The organism is Curtobacterium sp. BH-2-1-1, from assembly GCF_001806325.1.
Classification (GTDB): domain Bacteria; phylum Actinomycetota; class Actinomycetes; order Actinomycetales; family Microbacteriaceae; genus Curtobacterium.
Window position 1 is genome coordinate 2,195,107 of record NZ_CP017580.1, and the last position, 16,067, is coordinate 2,211,173.

The following is a 16,067-nucleotide window of genomic DNA, read 5'->3' on the forward strand; positions in this document are numbered from 1 at the left end:
CGCGGGCGCGGCGGGGGTCAGTCCTCGTCGCGCCCGTCGTCGTCGCGGCGGTCGCGCTGCTGCCCGCCGGCGTCCTCGCGCTCACCGGCGCCGTCGTGTCCGTCCCGGCGCTGGTCCGCCAGGCGCTGCTGCCAGACGACGCTGCGGGCGGCTCCCTCGAGGATGTCGTCGACGCTCCGGCCGGTCTGCGCGGCGAGGGCACCGCTGAGACCCGCGGTGAGCGTGCCCCCGGCCGACGCCAGTCGTTCGACCACCTGCTCCTGCCGTTCGGTCAACGGTTCGTCGATCATCTCGTCGATGGTGTCGCGGATGTTCTGCTCGCTCGCGTCCAGGGCCGCCTCGTCGCCCGAGTGCAGTGCTGCTGCCTCGCCGACGACGACGAGTCCGAGCCGCGCAGCATCGTCTTCCGGACGCTGGCCTTCGTGCTCGTCAGTCATGGGCGGGACGGTACGCTCGACTGGATCACGCTTCCTGGACAGTGGGGTACGTGGGCTCTTCCCCCGGCGGCAGTCCTCCCCACCGTCGCAGCAGCCACTCGGCGGCCGCCAGCCCCTCGCGTCGCTGGAAGTCCCGGAGCGTCGGCATGTGCGGGATCGCCGGGCGTGACGCCTTCTCGAAGAACGTCCCGGCGAGCCCGGCGAGGACCGCGTCCACGCTCGACGCCGGCACCCCCGCGAACACCCGGTGGGTGGCGAGGTGGTGCTCGACGTCGGCGTCCTCGCCGCGCACCAGTACGTCGAGCAGGTAGGTGAGCGGGTCGAGCCAGTGCGCGCCGACGGCCGCCCACGGCCAGTCGATGACCCAGACGACACCGTCCGCGTCGACGAGCAGGTTGTCGGCGCGGCAGTCGACGTGCGCCAGGGAATCGCCATCGACGGCCGCCGCGGCGCCGCGTGCCGCCCGCGCCATCGCGGGCGCAGCGGCGACCACGTGCGCCGGGACGACGTCGGGGACGCCTGAGGCGGCCATCCGGTCCCAGGCGCCGAAGTCCTCGACGAGGTCGTCCGCGACGCGCGGGAGCTGTGCGAGCGTCCCGGTGGCGGTCGGCAGCGTGTCGAGTGCGTCGAGCACGGCGGTGACGTCGGACCCGTCGCCCGCCGTGCCGGGGTGGTGTCCGTCCACGTCCTCGATGACGAGGGCGATCCAATCGTCGCCGTCGACGGTCCCGCGCACGGTGTCGATCAGCCGAGGTGCCTGCACCGAACCGGGCAGGTGGCCCATGACCTCGGCCTCACGCTCGTGCATCCCGAAGCCGTCCGGGTTCCGCGACCGAGAGAGCGTCTTCACGAACGCTCGTCGACCGTCCGCGGTGACCACCCGGTCGGCGCCACCGGGGGAGTACCCGCCCGCCTGTGACTCGGCCTGTGCCACCGCACCCCCGAGCACCGTCTCGATGCGCTCCCGCAGGACTGCCGGCACATCGGTCCACGTCGTCCGCCCCATGCGGCCCACGGTACCTGAGGAGGCGTTCACAAACATGCACAATGGGAAAGATTGCGTATGTAGCAAAGGTGCTCATGGTGTAAAGTTGCAGCGTCTGCAAGGTTGACCCGCCGTCAACGGCCCGCCACGACGCCCCGGCGTCCCTCGCGACCACGACCACCACACGCACCCCTGAAGGACCCCCATGTCTACTGCCACCGCACCCGTCGAGGTGTCGCGCGGACGACAGAGCTCCCCGGCCGGCCAGCCGGGGAAGCCGATCATGTCGCACCGCCAGATCCTCCTCGTCATCTACGGCCTCATGGCCGGCATGTTCCTCTCGTCGCTCGACCAGACGATCGTCGGCACGGCCATCCGCACCATCGGCGACGACCTGCACGGTCTCGACCAGCAGGCCTGGGTCACCACGGCCTACCTGATCGCGTCGACGATCACCACGCCGATCTACGGCAAGCTCTCCGACGTCTTCGGCCGTCGTCCCCTCTACATCTTCGGCATCGCGGTCTTCATCATCGGCTCGCTGCTCTCGACCATGTCGACGTCGATGATCATGCTCGCCGCGTTCCGTGCCTTCCAGGGCATCGGTGCCGGTGCGCTGATGTCCCTGCCGCTCGCGATCATGGGCGACATCCTCGCTCCCCGCGAGCGCGCGAAGTACCAGGGGTACTTCCTGGCCGTCTTCGGCATCTCCTCGGTCATCGGTCCGCTCATCGGCGGGCTCTTCTCCGGCGCGTCGACCATCCTCGGCGTCACCGGCTGGCGCTGGGTCTTCCTGATCAACGTCCCGATCGGCATCGCGGCACTCCTCATGGTCATCGCGTTCCTGCACCTGCCGAAGTTCGGCGACGCCAAGGCGAAGCCGCGGATCGACTGGTGGGGCGCGACCGCCGTCATCGTGACCCTCGTCCCGCTCCTGCTCGTGGCCGAACAGGGCCGCACCTGGGGCTGGGGCTCGGCCGCCGCGATCGCCTGCTACGTCATCGGTGCCCTCGGCCTGGTCGCCTTCCTCGTCATCGAGACGCTCATGAAGGACGACGCGATCATCCCGCTGAAGCTCTTCCGCTCGGGCGTCTTCTCGATGGCCACGATCCTCGGCTTCCTCGTGGGCTTCGCGATGTTCGGCGCCATGCTGACCATCCCGCTGTACCTGCAGATCGTCACGGGTCTCACCCCGACCGAGTCCGGCTTCGCGACCCTGCCGATGATCGGTGGGCTCATGATCGCCTCGATCGCCTCCGGCCAGATCGTCGCCCGCACCGGCAAGTACCGGATCTTCCCGGTGATCGGCACCGCGCTCGTCTCGCTCGGCTACGTCGTCCTGACGTTCATGACCATCGACAAGCCGCTCTGGTTCCTGATGATCGGCATGTTCCTCATCGGGCTCGGCCTCGGTCAGCTCATGCAGAGCATCACCCTCGCCTCGCAGAACTCCGTGCAGCCGCGTGACATGGGTGTGGCGACCAGCTCGGCGACGTTCTTCCGCCAGATCGGTGGAACGCTCGGCACCGCGGTGCTCCTGAGCGTCCTGTTCTCGATCATGCCGGCGAACATCCTGCACGCGACGGCCGACCAGAAGAACCTGACCGGTGCACTCGACGCCGCGCTCAACCCGACGGTCGCCAGCGCCGAGGCGAACCAGGGCGTCATGGACCAGATCTGGAACCCGATCGTCACCCCGATCAAGCAGCAGGTCCAGTCCGGACTCGACCAGGCCACCGCGCAGGTGACCCAGGCCACGGCCGGCGCTCCCGAGGCCGTGCAGCAGCAGGCACTCTCCGCCGCCGCCGACAAGGCCCACGCGTCCGTGCAGGACGGCAAGCTCGTCGTCGACTGGTCCGACTCGGCCCAGCGCACGTACTGGGTGGACGACCTCGCCCCGGCGCTGTCGAAGCAGATCGACAAGGGCACGAGCGACAAGGGCGCGTCGAGCAGCGAGACGAGCGACACGTCCTACCTGAACGGTGCGGACGCCGCGCTCACCAGGCCCTTCATGACCGGGTTCAACTCGTCGGCCGTCACGGTCTACTGGGTCGGCTTCGCGGTCATCCTGCTCGCCTTCGTCCTGAGCTGGTTCTTCAAGGCGCCGCCGCTCCGCAAGAGCTCGGCCCTGCAGGAGCAGGCGGACAACGAGGGCACGGCTGACGACCTCGAGGTCCAGGCGGTCAAGGCCGCCGACACCATGGGCTCGCCGACCGCTCCCGTCACCGGTTCGATCCCCGTCCAGCGGGGCGCGTCGGACCGCTAGGCCGCACGGGGCCTCCCGCCACCGCGGGAGGCCCCGTCGTCCGTCCGAGGAGCCACCACGTGACCACCACCGAAGCCCCCGCCCCCGGCGACAGCGGCCTGCGGGAGCGCAAGAAGCAGCAGACCCGGGCCGCCATCCACCGGTCCGCGCTCGAGCTCGTCACCGATCGCGGGCTCGCCGGCGTCACGGTCGAGGAGATCTGCGCCGCCGCCGGCGTCTCGCCCCGCACGTTCTTCAACTACTTCCCGTCCAAGGGCAACGCCGCCCTCGGCCTCCCCGCGACCACCGTCCCGGACCCTGCCCGCGCGACCTTCCTCGCCGGTGCGGGCACGCTCGTGTCCGACCTCTGCGATCTCGTCGCGCAGACCGTGACCCTGCCCGAGGACCGCCGCCGGATGAAGTCGCTCGTGCAGGCGCGGCCCGAGATGGTCCCGACGATGCTGCAGTGGATGGCCGAGGCCCGGTCGGCGATCGTCGAGGTCGCCGCCGAACGCACCGACGCCGAGGCGGCGCGGACCGCCGTCACGCTCGTCATGGCCGCCGTCATCGAGGTCGCGCACCGGTTCTCGGTCGCGTCCCGCGACGAGCTGGCGGACCGGCTCCGCGGCGTGGTCGCGGAGATGGGGCGGCTCGCCGCCGTCTGAGCAGCGCGACCACGTCCAGGAGGTGGGCCCCACCGGCCGGTTCCGGCGCGACGCGCCAGCGGCGTGGCGGCCGTGCCCGGAGGGACGGCGCGGGTCCGACCCGCACCGCGCCTCCTGTCTGTCTGCCTGCCGTCGCGTGCTGTCATCCGATCACTCACCGCGCATCGTGGCTGAAACATCCAGAAATTGGACCTTGACAGCAGAGACATCGGATGTTTCGATGAGTCCGTTCGGTCGACGGAGACCGAACGGGTAGGAGACACGATGAGCCGCATCACCGGTCTGCGCGTCCGCGACGTCCGGTTCCCGACCTCCCGGGACCACGATGGATCCGACGCCATGAACCCGGCGCCCGACTACTCCGCCGCCTACGTCGAGATCGCGACCGACGCCCTGGACGGGCACGTCGGCACCGCCTTCGTCTTCACGATCGGCCGCGGCAACGAGGTGCAGGAAGCGGCGATCGCCGCCCTCCGCGAGCACGTCGTCGGCGCGGACGCCGAGTCGGTCTTGGCGGACATGGGCGGGACGTGGCGCACGCTCGTCCACGACTCGCAGCTCCGGTGGCTCGGGCCCGAGAAGGGCGTGATGCACATGGCGATCGGCGCCGTGGTGAACGCCCTCTGGGACCTCCGGGCGAAGCGTGCCGGGCAGCCGCTCTGGGCGCTGCTCGCCGACCTCAGCCCGGACGAGCTCGTCGACCTGGTGGACTTCCGGTACCTCTCCGACGCCATCACCCCGGCCGACGCACGGGAGCTGTTCGAGGCCGCTGTGCCGCTCCGTGCCGAGCGCCGACGCCGCCTCGAGCACGAGGGCTACCCCGCGTACACCACCACCCCCGGCTGGCTCGGCTACGACGACGAGAAGCTCGCCCGCCTCTGCCGCGAGGCCGTCGACGAGGGCTTCACCCAGATCAAGCTCAAGGTCGGCGGGGACATCGACGAGGACGTCCGACGTCTCGGGATCGCCCGCGCCACGGTCGGTCCGGACATCCGGATCGCGATCGACGCCAACCAGCGCTGGGACGTCGACGAGGCGGTCACGTGGATCGAGCGGCTCCGCCCGTTCGACATCGCGTGGGTCGAGGAACCCACGAGCCCCGACGACGTCCTCGGACACGCCGAGATCGCCCGCCGCATCGCACCGATCCCGGTGGCGACGGGGGAGCACATGGCGAACCGCGTGATCGCGAAGCAGCTCATCCAGGCGGACGCGATGTCGGTGCTCCAGATCGACGCCACGCGGGTCGCCGGGGTGAACGAGAACCTCGCGATCCTGCTCCTCGCCGCCAAGTACGGCGTCCGCGTCTGCCCGCACGCTGGCGGGGTCGGTCTGTGCGAGGCGGTGCAGCACCTCTCGATGTTCGACGCCGTCGCGCTCACCGGCGACCTCGACACCCGCTGCATCGAGTTCGTCGACCACCTGCACGAGCACTTCGTGACACCGGTCGACGTGCACGACGGCCGCTACTGGCCGCCCACCGCTCCCGGCGCGGGCACCGAGATGCACGCCGCCACGCTCGAGGACCACGCGTTCCCCGACGGCCCGGTCTGGGCCGCCGTCGTCGCGAGCGTCCCGGACGCCGTCCGCGTCGCCTGACGCACCCCGACCCCGTCCGCGTCGCCTGACGCACCCCGACCCCGTCCGCGTCGCCTGACGCACCCCGATCGCGACGTCCGACGCCCCTGACCCGCACCACGTTCCTCCCGAACCGACCCCCCCACCCTGATCACCACGACGAAGTGGAGACTCCGATGCACCGACGCCGAATCGTCGCGGGGCTGGCGGCAGCCGCCGCCACCGCGCTCGTCCTCGCTGGTTGTTCCTCCGGCAGCAGTGCCGGCGGCAGCCAGTCCAAGGACGCCATGACCTGGTCCATGTGGATCGCCGGGAAGGAGGACAAGGCCGCCTGGCAGAAGGTCGCCGACACCGTCAAGAGCGAGGACGGCATCACCCTGACGATCCAGGGCGCCCCGTTCGAGAACTACTTCACGAAGCTCAGCACGCAGCTCAGCGCCGGCAGCGCCCAGTGCATCGTGAGCATGCAGTCGCTCCGCGCGGCGAACTACACCTCGTCGCTCCTGTCGCTCGACGACCTCGCGAAGAAAGACGGCCTCGACCTGTCGGCGTACGACAGCACGGCGCTCGACGGCATGAAGGTCGACGGCAAGCTCTACGGTCTGCCGTACGACACCGGGCCCATCCTGATGTTCTACAACAAGGACCTCTTCAAGCAGGCCGGCGTGGCAGACCCCGAGCCCGGGTGGACCACCGACGACTTCGAGCAGGCCGGCGAGGCGCTCAAGGCGAAGGGCATCACCGAGTTCGGCTCGACCGTGGGCGACCTCAACCTCGAGTCGATGATCTACGGCTACAACGGCGGCCGGGTGATCACGAAGGCCGGCAAGATCGATGCCACCGACACGAAGTTCGCGGACGGTCTGGACTGGCTCGCGAGCCTGGTGAAGAAGGGCTACGCGACCCAGGCCTCGTCGGACACCTCGACGCCCGGCAACGACTTCGCCGCCGGCAAGGTCGCGATGTACACGGACGGTCCGTGGTCGCTGATCAGCCAGAAGGCCAAGGTGAAGTTCGACCTCGGTGTCACGACGCTGCCGGCCGGGACCTCGGGCCCGTCGACGTTCGCCGCCGGTTCTGGCTTCGGCGTCTCGAAGCAGTGCAAGTACCCGGAGCAGGCGTTCAAGGCCGTCCAGACGATGACGAGCGAGAAGGTCCTGACGTCCCTCGCCGAGCAGGGGCGTGCCTTCCCGGCCCGGACCGCGGCGCAGGACGCGTGGTACTCCAGCGCCGGCATCGACGGGGCCGAGACCGCGCTCAAGGCGGCCCTCGCCAAGTCCTCGCCGCTCCCGGGCAACAAGCAGAGCGACCAGCTGGGCCAGCTCTTCACGCAGTACGCGCTCCAGGCGGTCAACGGACAGACGTCCGGCAAGGACACGGTGTCCTCGATCGCCGGCCAGCTCGGCACGCAGTGACCGACGCGACCGACTGACGGACTGGAGGCGCGGGTCGACCCCGCCCCGCGCCTCCAGTCCGCCACCCCGACAGCAAGCACCCGCGAACGACGAGGAGGTCGTCGCATGACCACCATCCAGGATCCACCGGCGGTCCCCGCCGTCGCGACCGCGGTCGCGACGGGCACGGCCACGCCCCGCCCCAAGGGCGGTGACGCCGACGGCGTCGTCGGTCGACGCTCGTGGTGGGGCGCCGCCTTCGCCGCGCCGCACTCCATCGGGCTGGTCGTCTTCACGGCGTTCCCGATCATCGCCTCCCTCGTCGTCAGCTTCATGAACTGGCCGATGCTCGGCGAGCGCAGCTTCGCCGGCATCGAGAACTACGCCAGGCTCTTCGCCGACCCGGTGTTCCGGACGGTGACGCTCAACACGGCCCTGTTCGTCGTGCTGTACGTGCCGCTCAACCTCGTCGTGTCGCTCGGGCTCGCCGCCTGGCTGACGCCGCGGATCGCCGGTCGACACGTCTTCCGCGTGCTGTTCTTCATCCCGACCATCACGCCGATCGTCGCGAACGTCGTGGTGTGGCGGATGCTCTACCAGCCGGGTGGCGCGATCGACGCCTCCCTGCAGTCGACGGTCGGCGTGCACGCGCCGAACTTCCTCGCCGACGAGCACTGGGCGATGCTCGCGATCGTCGCGATGAGCGTCTGGCAGGGCTTCGGGTACAACATGCTCATCTTCTCGGCGGCGCTCGACGCCGTGCCCGAGAACCAGATCGAGGCGTCGCAGCTCGACGGCGCGAACGCGTGGCAGACGTTCTGGGCGATCAAGTTCCCGCTCATCTCACCGTCGGTGTTCTTCGCCACGATGATGACGCTGATCACCTCGTTCCAGGTGTTCGTGCAGCCCTTCGTCCTCACCAAGGGCGGACCGGGCACGGCGACGGAGACCCTCGTGCAGTACATCTACAACACGGGCTTCCAGAACCAGCAGCTCGGGCTGGCCTCCGCCGGTGCCTGGGTGCTGTTCGTCATCATCCTCGGGATCACGGCCGTCCAGTTCCTCGGGCAGAAGCGGTGGGTGCACTATGAGTGAGCTGACCAAGCCCCGCACGAGCGGGTTCACGACGTCGAACCGCACGGTCAACCCGCGGTCCGTGCCCCGGACCGCCTCGGCACCCCGGCCCGGACGGCTCCGGCACGCGATCGGCTACGCGCTCCTCTGCCTCGTCGCGCTGCTCTTCGTCTCGCCGCTCATCTACATGGTGGCGACGAGCCTCAAGCCGGCGGACCAGGTGTTCACCACGCCGCCGACGCTCTGGGGACGCTCGCTCGAGTGGGACAACTACGTCCAGGCGTTCACCTACCTGCCGTTCGCCCGCTTCATCCTGAACGGGATCTTCGTGGCGGCCGCCGGCACCGTGATCAACGTCGTCGTGGCCGTGCTCTCCGGGTACGCGTTCTCGCGGCTGCGCTGGCGGGGACGGAACACCGTGTTCCTGCTCTTCCTGGTGACGCTGATGATCCCGCAGGACGTCCTCGTCATCCCGATGTACGTGATGATGCAGGGCTTCGGGTGGGTGGACACCTTCCAGGCGCTCATCGTCCCGTGGGCGTTCACGGCGCTCGGCGCGTTCCTGATCCGGCAGTTCTTCCTCACCGTGCCGCAGGAGCTCGACGACGCAGCACGCGTCGACGGCGCCGGCGCCATCCGGACCTTCGTCTCGGTGATGCTGCCGCTCGCCCGGCCGACGATGGCCGTGCTCGCGGTCTTCTCGTTCATCTCCTACTGGAACTCGTTCCTCTGGCCGCTCGTCGTGGTCAACGACGTCGAAGCCCACGGCACGATCCCGCTCGGCCTGCAGCAGTTCTTCGGGCAGCAGGGGTCCGAGTGGAACCTCGTGATGGCGGCCTCGGTGATCTCGATGCTCCCCACCGTGATCCTCCTCGTCCTGCTGCAGAAGCACCTCGTCAAGGGCATCGTCACCAGCGGCCTCGGCGGCCGGTGACGTGCTGTACTCGTGAAAGGAACACTGGCCACATGACCATCACCGCACCTGCAGAGCCGCAGACCGCGACCGATCCCTCCGGGCTGCCCGCGTGGTTCACCCACGACCGGTTCGGCATGTTCATCCACTGGGGGCTCTACGCCCTGCCGGCACGGCACGAGTGGGTGAAGAACCGCGAGCGGATCACCGACGCCGACTACCAGAAGTACTTCGACCACTTCGACCCGGACCTGTTCGACGCCGCCGACTGGGCGCGACGAGCACGTGAAGCGGGCATGAAGTACGTCGTCCTCACCACGAAGCACCACGAGGGCTTCGCGCTCTGGGACAGCGCACTGACCGACTACAAGTCCACGAACACCCCGTTCGGCCGCGACATCGTGCGCGAGTTCGTCGACGCCGTCCGCGCCGAGGGACTGCGGGTCGGGTTCTACCACTCGCTCATCGACTGGCACCACCCGGACTTCACGATCGACGGCGTGCACCCGAGGCGGGACGACGGCGACGAGGCGATCGCCGCGTTGAACGAGGGCCGGGACATGGCGCGCTACCGGGACTACCTGCACGGGCAGGTGACGGAGCTGTTGTCCGACTACGGGCGGATCGACTACCTGTTCTACGACTTCTCGTACCGCGACAACGACCACGAGGACATCTGGGGCGGCAAGGGCCGCGACGACTGGGGCTCCGAGGAGCTGTTGGCGCTGACCAGGCGGCTCCAGCCCGGCATCATCGTCAACGACCGGCTCGACCTGCCCGGGGACATCGTCACGCCGGAGCAGTACCAGCCGGACAAGCCGATGGAGGTCGACGGCGTCCAGGTGCCGTGGGAGGCCTGCCAGACCCTCAACGGCTCGTGGGGGTACGACCGCGACAACCTGAACGTCAAGAGCACCGACCTGCTCGTGCGCATGCTCGTCGACGGGGTCTCGAACAACGGGAACATGCTCCTCAACGTCGGGCCGACCGGTCGTGGCGAGTTCGACGGGGTCGCCCGGACGGCGCTCGCCGGGATCGGCACGTGGATGCACCAGCACGCGCGGTCGGTGTACGGCGCGGGACCGTCGTCGTTCCGGGCGCCGGCGGGCACCGTGTACACCCAGAACGGGAACCGGCTGTACCTGCACCTCTTCACGTGGCCGTTCGAGCACGTGCACCTCGCCGACCTCGCCGGCCGGGTCGAGTACGCCCAGCTCCTGAACGACGCGTCGGAGATCCACTACCGCGAGATCGCGCCCGGCACCCGGGCGCAGAACACCGGCCTCGGTGGACAGCCCGCGGGGACGCTGACGCTCACACTGCCGATCGTCCGGCCGGACGTGGCGGTGCCCGTGGTCGAGCTCTTCCTGCGCGACTGATGCAGCGCATCCTGACGAGGACCCGGCTGCGGGCGGGGAGCGAGGCGGCGTACGAACGCGTGCACGCCGCGGTCCCGCCCGCGCTGGCGGCACGGCTCCGCGCGGCCGGCGTGCAGGACTGGACGATCTGGCGGGACGGGCAGGACCTCGTGCACCTCGTCGAGGTCGACGACTACCGGGCGATGCGGAGGGCGCTCGCCGACGACCCCGTGAACGCCGACTGGCAGGCCGTGGTGAACCCGTTGCTCGAGGCGGACGACGACTACTCCGGCGGCGACGACGGCATCCCCCGGGTGTGGTCGCTCGCGGACCAGGTGGACGCGTGACGGCCCCGGACCTCGACCGCGGACCGTTCTGGTTCGGTGGTGCGGGGATCGGCAACCTGCTGCGCGAGGTGTCCGACGACGAGGCGCGGGCCACGGTCGACGCCGCGTGGGAGGCCGGGGTCCGCGGGTTCGACACCGCGCCGCACTACGGGCTCGGGCTGTCCGAGCGACGGCTCGGAGCGGCACTCGCCGAGCGGCCGCGGTCCGACTACCTGGTGTCGACGAAGGTCGGACGCCTGCTCGTGCCCGGGCGGGGCGCGGGGGACGACCTGGACTCCGGCGGGTTCGCGGTGCCGGACGACCTGGTCCGGCAGTGGGATCCCTCCCCGTCGGGCGTGCGGCGGTCCCTCGACGAGTCCCTCGGGCGGCTCGGGCTCGACCACGTGGACATCGCCTACCTGCACGACCCGGACGTGTACTCACTGCGGGACGGGCTGACGCAGGCGCTGCCGACGCTCGTCGAGCTCCGGGACGAGGGGGTCGTCCGAGCGGTCGGCGTCGGGTCGAACTCCGTCGAGGCCCTCGAGGCAGCGGTGTCCACCGGCATGTGCGACGTGGTCATGCTCGCCGGGCGGTACACGCTGCTCGAGCAGCCGGCGGCGGCGCTGGTCGCACGGTGCGCGGACCTCGGGGTCGCCGTGGTCGCGGTCGGCGTCTACAACTCGGGGCTGCTCGGCCGGGACCGGCCGGACGCCTCGGCGACGTACGACTACGCGGTGGCGCCGGCGTCGCTCGTCGAACGGGCGAACGCGATCGCCGACGTGTGCGAACGGCACGGCGTCACGCTGCCGGAGGCCGCGCTCGTGTTCCCGCGCCGGGCGGCTGCGGTCCGGGCGATCGCCCTCGGTGCGCAGTCGGCGGAGCAGGTGCGCTCGAACGTCGCTCGGGCGGCCGCGACGGTGCCCGAGGCACTCTGGGACGACCTGCGCACCGCGCGCCTGCTCGCCGCCTGACGCGGGCGGCGCGGCGCGCGGCAGTCGGGCGCCCCGGCGCGGATAGCGTGCGCACAACGAAAGTCACCCCGAACCACGCGGATGCGCGGTTCGGGGTGACTTCGGTTGTGCGCCGGGTCGTGCCCGGCCACGTCCGACTAGCGGGTGCGGGCGCTCCGGCCGGCGAACCGCGTGTAGATGAACAGCACGATGACGGCGCCGATGATCGAGCCGATGATGCCGGCGGGCTGGAAGAAGCCGTCCATCGGGTCGTGCTGGAAGATCAGGAACCCGAGGAACCCGCCCACGAACGACCCGATGATGCCGAGCAGGATGGTCATGGGGATCGAGATGTGCTGCTTGCCGGGGATGATGAGCCGCGCGAGGGCGCCGGCGATGAGTCCGATGATGATCAAGCTGATGATGAGACCGATCACGGTTTCCTCCTCGTGGGTGCGGTTGCCGCGGCATGGTTGCCGGAGTCAGGGCCGACAACCGACCCAACTCGCACCTGCCTGGGAGGACTGCCGGGTTCAGTCGAGCGAGCGCCGCAGCCAGCGCTCCACACCCTCCACGTGCGCCACGACGAGCGCCTGCACGAGCTGCGGGTCGCGGCGGCGGATGGCGTCCACGATCGCCGCGTGCTCGTCGAGCGTGCGCTGCACGGAGCCGTTCTGCGTCAGGCCGCGCCAGACCCGCACCCGGACGGTCTTGCTCGACAGGGCGTCGAGCAGGCCGGACAGGTACTGGTTGCCGCCGATGCCCGCGATCGTCGAGTGGAACTGCAGGTCGTGGGCGACGAGGTCCTCGACGCCGGTGTCCTCGCCGACGGACTGCATGAGCGCGTGCAGGTCGTCGATCTGCTGCTCCGAGGCGCGGGCGGTCGCGAGGACGGCGGACGCGGGCTCGAGGATCCGCCGGACCTCGAGCAGGTCCACGAGCGACCGGTCGTGGTGCATGTCGACGACGAACGACACCGCCTCGAGCAGGACGGTCGGCTCGAGCGACGTCACGTACGTGCCGTCGCCGCGCCGGACGTCGAGCACGCGGATGAGTTCGAGGGCCTTCACCGCTTCGCGGAGGCTGTTCCGCGACAGCCCGAGGGACTCGCTGAGCTCCTTCTCGGGCGGGAGGCGCTGCCCGGGTTGGAGCTCGCCGCTCACGATCATCTGCTGGATGCGTGCGATCGCATCATCCGTCAGCGACGCCACGTCACCACCTCCTGCTCGGCCACTCGCCCACGCGAGCCGACACGACGACGATAGTCGCGCCTCCAAGGCCCATCAGGCGGGCCGGAGCCGGAGCGCCTGCATCCCGCCGTCGACCGCGAGGTCGACACCCGTCGTCGACCGGGCGAGCGGGCTGGTGAGGTAGGCGACGGCCTCGGCCACCTCCTCGGGGGCGACGAGGCGTCCGTGCGGTTGGCGTGCCTCCAGGGCCGCCCGTTCCGCTGCCGGGTCGTCGGCGCGCTCGAGCAGCCGCGCGACCCACGGGGTGTCCGCGGTGCCGGGGTTGACGGCGTTGACGCGGATGCCCTCCCGGAGGTGGTCGGCCGCCATGGCGCGGGTCAGGGCGGCGATCGCGCCCTTCGTCGCCGAGTACAGCGCGCGCTGGGGCAGCCCCGCGGTGGCGGCGATCGAGCAGGTGTTCACGATGCTCGCGGCGTCGGAGTCGCGGAGGTGCGGCAGGCACGCGCGCGAGAGCCGGACCGCGCCGAGCACGTTCACCTCGTACACGCGGCGCCACTCGTCGTCGGGGTTGTCCTCGACGGTGCCCTGTGCGCCGATGCCGGCGTTGTTGACCAGGACGTCGAGCCCGCCGAGCTGCTCGACGGCGTCGGCGACCGCTGCCCGGACGGACGTGTCGTCACCGACGTCGCAGCGGAACGACAGGGCGTCGTCCGCGGGCTGCAGGTCGAGCACCGCGACGGTCGCACCTCGGTCACGGAGTGCGGCGACGATCGCGGCGCCGATCCCCGAGGCGCCCCCGGTGACGACGGCACGCAGGCCCTCGTGGGTCCCGGCGGTCATGCTGCGCCCATCGTCTGGCGCTGCGAGCCGAGGCCCTCGGCGGTGAGTTCGACGACGTCGCCGGCCTGCAGGTACGGCGCACCGCTGCCGAGGGCGACCCCCGCGGGTGTCCCGGTGCTGATCACGTCGCCCGGGTACAGGACCATGAACTGCGACAGGTACCGGACGATCTCGGCCGGCCGGAAGATCATGTCCCGGGTGCTCCCGTCCTGCCGGAGCTCGCCGTTCACCCGGAGCTGCAGCGACAGGGCGTTCGGGTCGAGACCGTCCGCCTCGAGCGCGGACGGCGTGACGAGCCACGGGCCGAGCGGGTTGAACGTCTCGCAGGACTTCCCCTTGTCCCACTGCCCGCCGCGTTCGAGCTGGAACGCGCGCTCCGAGACGTCGTTGGCGATGGCGTAGCCGGCGATGTGCGTCGCGGCCTCGTCCTCGGACGCGCAGTAGCGCGCGGTGGTGCCGATCACGATCGCGAGCTCGATCTCCCAGTCGGTCTTCGTGCTGCCGCGGGGGACGAGGACCTCGTCGTCGGGTCCGATCACCGTCATCGGGTCCTTCATGAACACGATCGGCTCGGTGGGGATGTCGGCGCCGGTCTCGGCGGCGTGGTCGCGGTAGTTCAGGCCGATGCAGACGACCTTGCCGGGGCGGGCGACGGGCGACCCGCGCCGGAGACCGGCGGCCCGGTCGATCACGGGAAGGTCGCCGGCGGCGCGGGCGTGCCGCACGAGGGCGTCGGGGCCGGGGTCGGACGCCAGGAAGCCACCGCTGATGTCACCGGTGAGGCTCCGGAGGTCGAGCACCTCGCCGTCGTCGTCGATCGCGACCGGGATCTCGTCGCCCGCCGGGCCAAGTCGTGCGAACCGCATCGTTCCTCGCTCTCCTGCTGCGCCGGTGCAGCGGAAACATCCTATGTCTGAGTCGAGGCTCCGGCAAGGTAGATCCGCTCGGCCGTCCCGCGGAGCACAGCGTCGCGCTCGGCCGGCGACAGGTCGGCGAGGGCGTCGCTCGTCGTGTGCAGGACCTCGGCGTAGTCGGCAGCGAGCGTCGACACCGGCCAGTCGGAGCCGAACAGCGAGCGCTCCGGGCCGAAGTGCTCGACGACCGCGCGGGCGTACCGGGCGACGGGGCGCTCCCGCCAGTCGGTACCCGCCTCGGTGAGCAGCCCGGAGACCTTGCACGCCACGTTGGGCCTGACGGCGAAGTCCCGCATCCGGTCCGGCCACGAGGGGTCCCCGGTGTCGATCGACGGCTTGCCAGCATGGTCGAGGACGAACGACGCCTCGGGCACGGCGTCGACGAGGGCGAGGGCGGCGTCGTGCTCCCGGGCCCGCACGAGCAGGTCGAACACGAGGCCGGCACGCGCGACGGCACGGACGCCGCGGACGATCTCCGGCCGGGCGAGCCACCCGGGGTCGGGCTCGTCCTGTGCCTGGTGGCGGATGCCGACGAGCCGCTCGCCGCCCGGACCGGTCGACACCGACGCCACGCGCTCGGCCACGTCGGGCGCGGTCAGGTCCACCCAGCCGACGACGCCCGCGACCGGCGCGGGCTGCGCGAGGAGCCAGGCGGTCTCGCCCGGGTCGTGCACCGCCTGCACCGCGATCGTCCGCGTGACGGAGGTCCCGGTGGTGGCCGCACGCAGGTCGTCCACGTCGAACCGTCGCCGGATCGGGGCGACCGAGTCGTCCATCCAGGGGTAGGGACGGTCTGCCGGGTCCCAGAGGTGGTGGTGAGCGTCGATGATCACGCCGCCATCATGCCCGATTCATCCGATGTCCGGGCGGGGGAGGCGGCGCGAGCGCGCCCGGGCGTCAGACGAGGCCGGCGGCCGCGAGCTCCGAGCGCAGTTCGGCGTCCGACGGCTCGACGAAGTGCTTCCCGTTCGGCAGCACGACGACGGGGATGTTCTTCCGCCCGCTGATCTCCTCGGCGCGGTCCGCCGCGGTCAGGTCCGCCTCCACGTCGACGTACTCGTAGTCCACCCCGAGGGTGTCGAGCAGCGCCTTGGAACGGCGGCAGTCGCGGCACCAGTCCGCACCGAACATCGTGACCTTGTCGAAGGATGCATCGCTCATGCCCAGAGAGTACGTCCGACGAGCCCCGCGCATT

The 16,067-nt window shown here is 70.8% G+C and carries 17 protein-coding genes; 9 read left to right on the plus strand and 8 right to left on the minus strand.

Annotated elements, in window-relative coordinates; all coding sequences use genetic code 11:
- Window positions 1-17: 17 nt before the first annotated feature.
- Together BJK06_RS10445 and BJK06_RS10450 are read right to left on the minus strand one after the other, a co-directional pair.
- Window positions 18-437, minus strand: a complete 420-nt coding sequence (locus BJK06_RS10445; protein WP_070417838.1) for a hypothetical protein — start codon at window positions 435-437, stop codon at window positions 18-20.
- A gap of 25 nt (window positions 438-462) precedes the next feature.
- Entirely contained in the window at window positions 463-1,443 is a 981-nt protein-coding gene (locus BJK06_RS10450) for a phosphotransferase (RefSeq protein WP_083295184.1), read from the minus strand.
- Between the two features lie 184 nt (window positions 1,444-1,627).
- On the opposite strand from BJK06_RS10450, the gene BJK06_RS10455 reads away from it, so the two are divergent.
- From BJK06_RS10455 to BJK06_RS10495, 9 genes are all read left to right on the plus strand, one after another.
- On the plus strand, window positions 1,628-3,688 hold the full coding sequence (locus BJK06_RS10455) for an MDR family MFS transporter (RefSeq protein ID WP_070417840.1): 2,061 nt from the start codon (window positions 1,628-1,630) through the stop codon (window positions 3,686-3,688).
- A gap of 59 nt (window positions 3,689-3,747) precedes the next feature.
- Window positions 3,748-4,332 (plus strand): TetR/AcrR family transcriptional regulator, encoded by a 585-nt coding sequence (locus tag BJK06_RS10460; RefSeq protein ID WP_070417841.1) that lies wholly within the window; start codon window positions 3,748-3,750, stop codon window positions 4,330-4,332.
- A 264-nt stretch (window positions 4,333-4,596) separates the two neighbouring features.
- Window positions 4,597-5,931, plus strand: a complete 1,335-nt coding sequence (locus BJK06_RS10465; RefSeq protein WP_070417842.1) for an enolase C-terminal domain-like protein — start codon at window positions 4,597-4,599, stop codon at window positions 5,929-5,931.
- Window positions 5,932-6,086: 155 nt separating this feature from the next.
- Window positions 6,087-7,325, plus strand: a complete 1,239-nt coding sequence (locus BJK06_RS10470; RefSeq protein WP_258027616.1) for a sugar ABC transporter substrate-binding protein — start codon at window positions 6,087-6,089, stop codon at window positions 7,323-7,325.
- Window positions 7,326-7,430: 105 nt separating this feature from the next.
- Window positions 7,431-8,399, plus strand: coding sequence for a carbohydrate ABC transporter permease (locus tag BJK06_RS10475; protein ID WP_070417844.1), 969 nt, complete (start codon window positions 7,431-7,433; stop codon window positions 8,397-8,399).
- On the plus strand, window positions 8,392-9,312 hold the full coding sequence (locus tag BJK06_RS10480) for a carbohydrate ABC transporter permease (RefSeq protein WP_070417845.1): 921 nt from the start codon (window positions 8,392-8,394) through the stop codon (window positions 9,310-9,312). Before BJK06_RS10475 ends, BJK06_RS10480 begins: the two co-directional genes overlap by 8 nt.
- Before the next feature lie 32 nt (window positions 9,313-9,344).
- The gene (locus tag BJK06_RS10485) at window positions 9,345-10,670 is read left to right on the plus strand and encodes an alpha-L-fucosidase (RefSeq protein ID WP_070417846.1); all 1,326 of its coding nucleotides are present in this window, start codon (window positions 9,345-9,347) and stop codon (window positions 10,668-10,670) included.
- Window positions 10,670-10,996 carry an L-rhamnose mutarotase gene (locus tag BJK06_RS10490; protein ID WP_070417847.1) on the plus strand — a complete coding sequence of 109 codons (327 nt, stop codon included), beginning with the start codon at window positions 10,670-10,672 and terminating at the stop codon, window positions 10,994-10,996. The genes BJK06_RS10485 and BJK06_RS10490 overlap by 1 nt, the downstream gene beginning before the upstream one ends.
- Window positions 10,993-11,949, plus strand: a complete 957-nt coding sequence (locus BJK06_RS10495) for an aldo/keto reductase (RefSeq protein ID WP_070417848.1) — start codon at window positions 10,993-10,995, stop codon at window positions 11,947-11,949. The genes BJK06_RS10490 and BJK06_RS10495 overlap by 4 nt, the downstream gene beginning before the upstream one ends.
- Before the next feature lie 137 nt (window positions 11,950-12,086).
- On the opposite strand, the gene BJK06_RS10500 is transcribed toward BJK06_RS10495, so the two are convergent.
- From BJK06_RS10500 to BJK06_RS10525, 6 genes are all read right to left on the minus strand, one after another.
- The gene (locus BJK06_RS10500) at window positions 12,087-12,365 is read right to left on the minus strand and encodes a GlsB/YeaQ/YmgE family stress response membrane protein (RefSeq protein ID WP_070417849.1); all 279 of its coding nucleotides are present in this window, start codon (window positions 12,363-12,365) and stop codon (window positions 12,087-12,089) included.
- 96 nt (window positions 12,366-12,461) lie between these two features.
- Window positions 12,462-13,097 (minus strand): FadR/GntR family transcriptional regulator, encoded by a 636-nt coding sequence (locus BJK06_RS10505; RefSeq protein WP_070419373.1) that lies wholly within the window; start codon window positions 13,095-13,097, stop codon window positions 12,462-12,464.
- Between the two features lie 114 nt (window positions 13,098-13,211).
- A complete protein-coding gene (locus BJK06_RS10510) occupies window positions 13,212-13,958 on the minus strand; it encodes an SDR family NAD(P)-dependent oxidoreductase (RefSeq protein WP_070417850.1) in 747 nt (248 codons plus the stop codon).
- Complete coding sequence (locus BJK06_RS10515) at window positions 13,955-14,824, minus strand: fumarylacetoacetate hydrolase family protein (RefSeq protein ID WP_070417851.1); 870 nt, start codon at window positions 14,822-14,824, stop codon at window positions 13,955-13,957. The genes BJK06_RS10510 and BJK06_RS10515 overlap by 4 nt, the downstream gene beginning before the upstream one ends.
- Before the next feature lie 41 nt (window positions 14,825-14,865).
- Window positions 14,866-15,705 carry an amidohydrolase gene (locus tag BJK06_RS10520; protein ID WP_156794833.1) on the minus strand — a complete coding sequence of 280 codons (840 nt, stop codon included), beginning with the start codon at window positions 15,703-15,705 and terminating at the stop codon, window positions 14,866-14,868.
- A gap of 64 nt (window positions 15,706-15,769) precedes the next feature.
- Window positions 15,770-16,033 (minus strand): glutaredoxin family protein, encoded by a 264-nt coding sequence (locus BJK06_RS10525; RefSeq protein ID WP_070417852.1) that lies wholly within the window; start codon window positions 16,031-16,033, stop codon window positions 15,770-15,772.
- Window positions 16,034-16,067: the final 34 nt, after the last annotated feature.

Excerpts from the sequence above, each read along its gene's own strand:
- BJK06_RS10510 (WP_070417850.1), bottom strand. The coding sequence starts at position 13,958 with ATGACCGCCGGGACCCACGAGGGCCTGCGTGCCGTCGTCACCGGGGGC.
- BJK06_RS10490 (WP_070417847.1), top strand. The coding sequence starts at position 10,670 with ATGCAGCGCATCCTGACGAGGACCCGGCTGCGGGCGGGGAGCGAGGCG.
- BJK06_RS10505 (WP_070419373.1), bottom strand. The coding sequence starts at position 13,097 with ATGATCGTGAGCGGCGAGCTCCAACCCGGGCAGCGCCTCCCGCCCGAG.
- BJK06_RS10445 (WP_070417838.1), bottom strand. The coding sequence starts at position 437 with ATGACTGACGAGCACGAAGGCCAGCGTCCGGAAGACGATGCTGCGCGG.
- BJK06_RS10470 (WP_258027616.1), top strand. The coding sequence starts at position 6,087 with ATGCACCGACGCCGAATCGTCGCGGGGCTGGCGGCAGCCGCCGCCACC.
- BJK06_RS10480 (WP_070417845.1), top strand. The coding sequence starts at position 8,392 with ATGAGTGAGCTGACCAAGCCCCGCACGAGCGGGTTCACGACGTCGAAC.
- BJK06_RS10525 (WP_070417852.1), bottom strand. The coding sequence starts at position 16,033 with ATGAGCGATGCATCCTTCGACAAGGTCACGATGTTCGGTGCGGACTGG.
- BJK06_RS10515 (WP_070417851.1), bottom strand. The coding sequence starts at position 14,824 with ATGCGGTTCGCACGACTTGGCCCGGCGGGCGACGAGATCCCGGTCGCG.
- BJK06_RS10455 (WP_070417840.1), top strand. The coding sequence starts at position 1,628 with ATGTCTACTGCCACCGCACCCGTCGAGGTGTCGCGCGGACGACAGAGC.
- BJK06_RS10465 (WP_070417842.1), top strand. The coding sequence starts at position 4,597 with ATGAGCCGCATCACCGGTCTGCGCGTCCGCGACGTCCGGTTCCCGACC.
- BJK06_RS10475 (WP_070417844.1), top strand. The coding sequence starts at position 7,431 with ATGACCACCATCCAGGATCCACCGGCGGTCCCCGCCGTCGCGACCGCG.
- BJK06_RS10485 (WP_070417846.1), top strand. The coding sequence starts at position 9,345 with ATGACCATCACCGCACCTGCAGAGCCGCAGACCGCGACCGATCCCTCC.
- BJK06_RS10450 (WP_083295184.1), bottom strand. The coding sequence starts at position 1,443 with ATGGGGCGGACGACGTGGACCGATGTGCCGGCAGTCCTGCGGGAGCGC.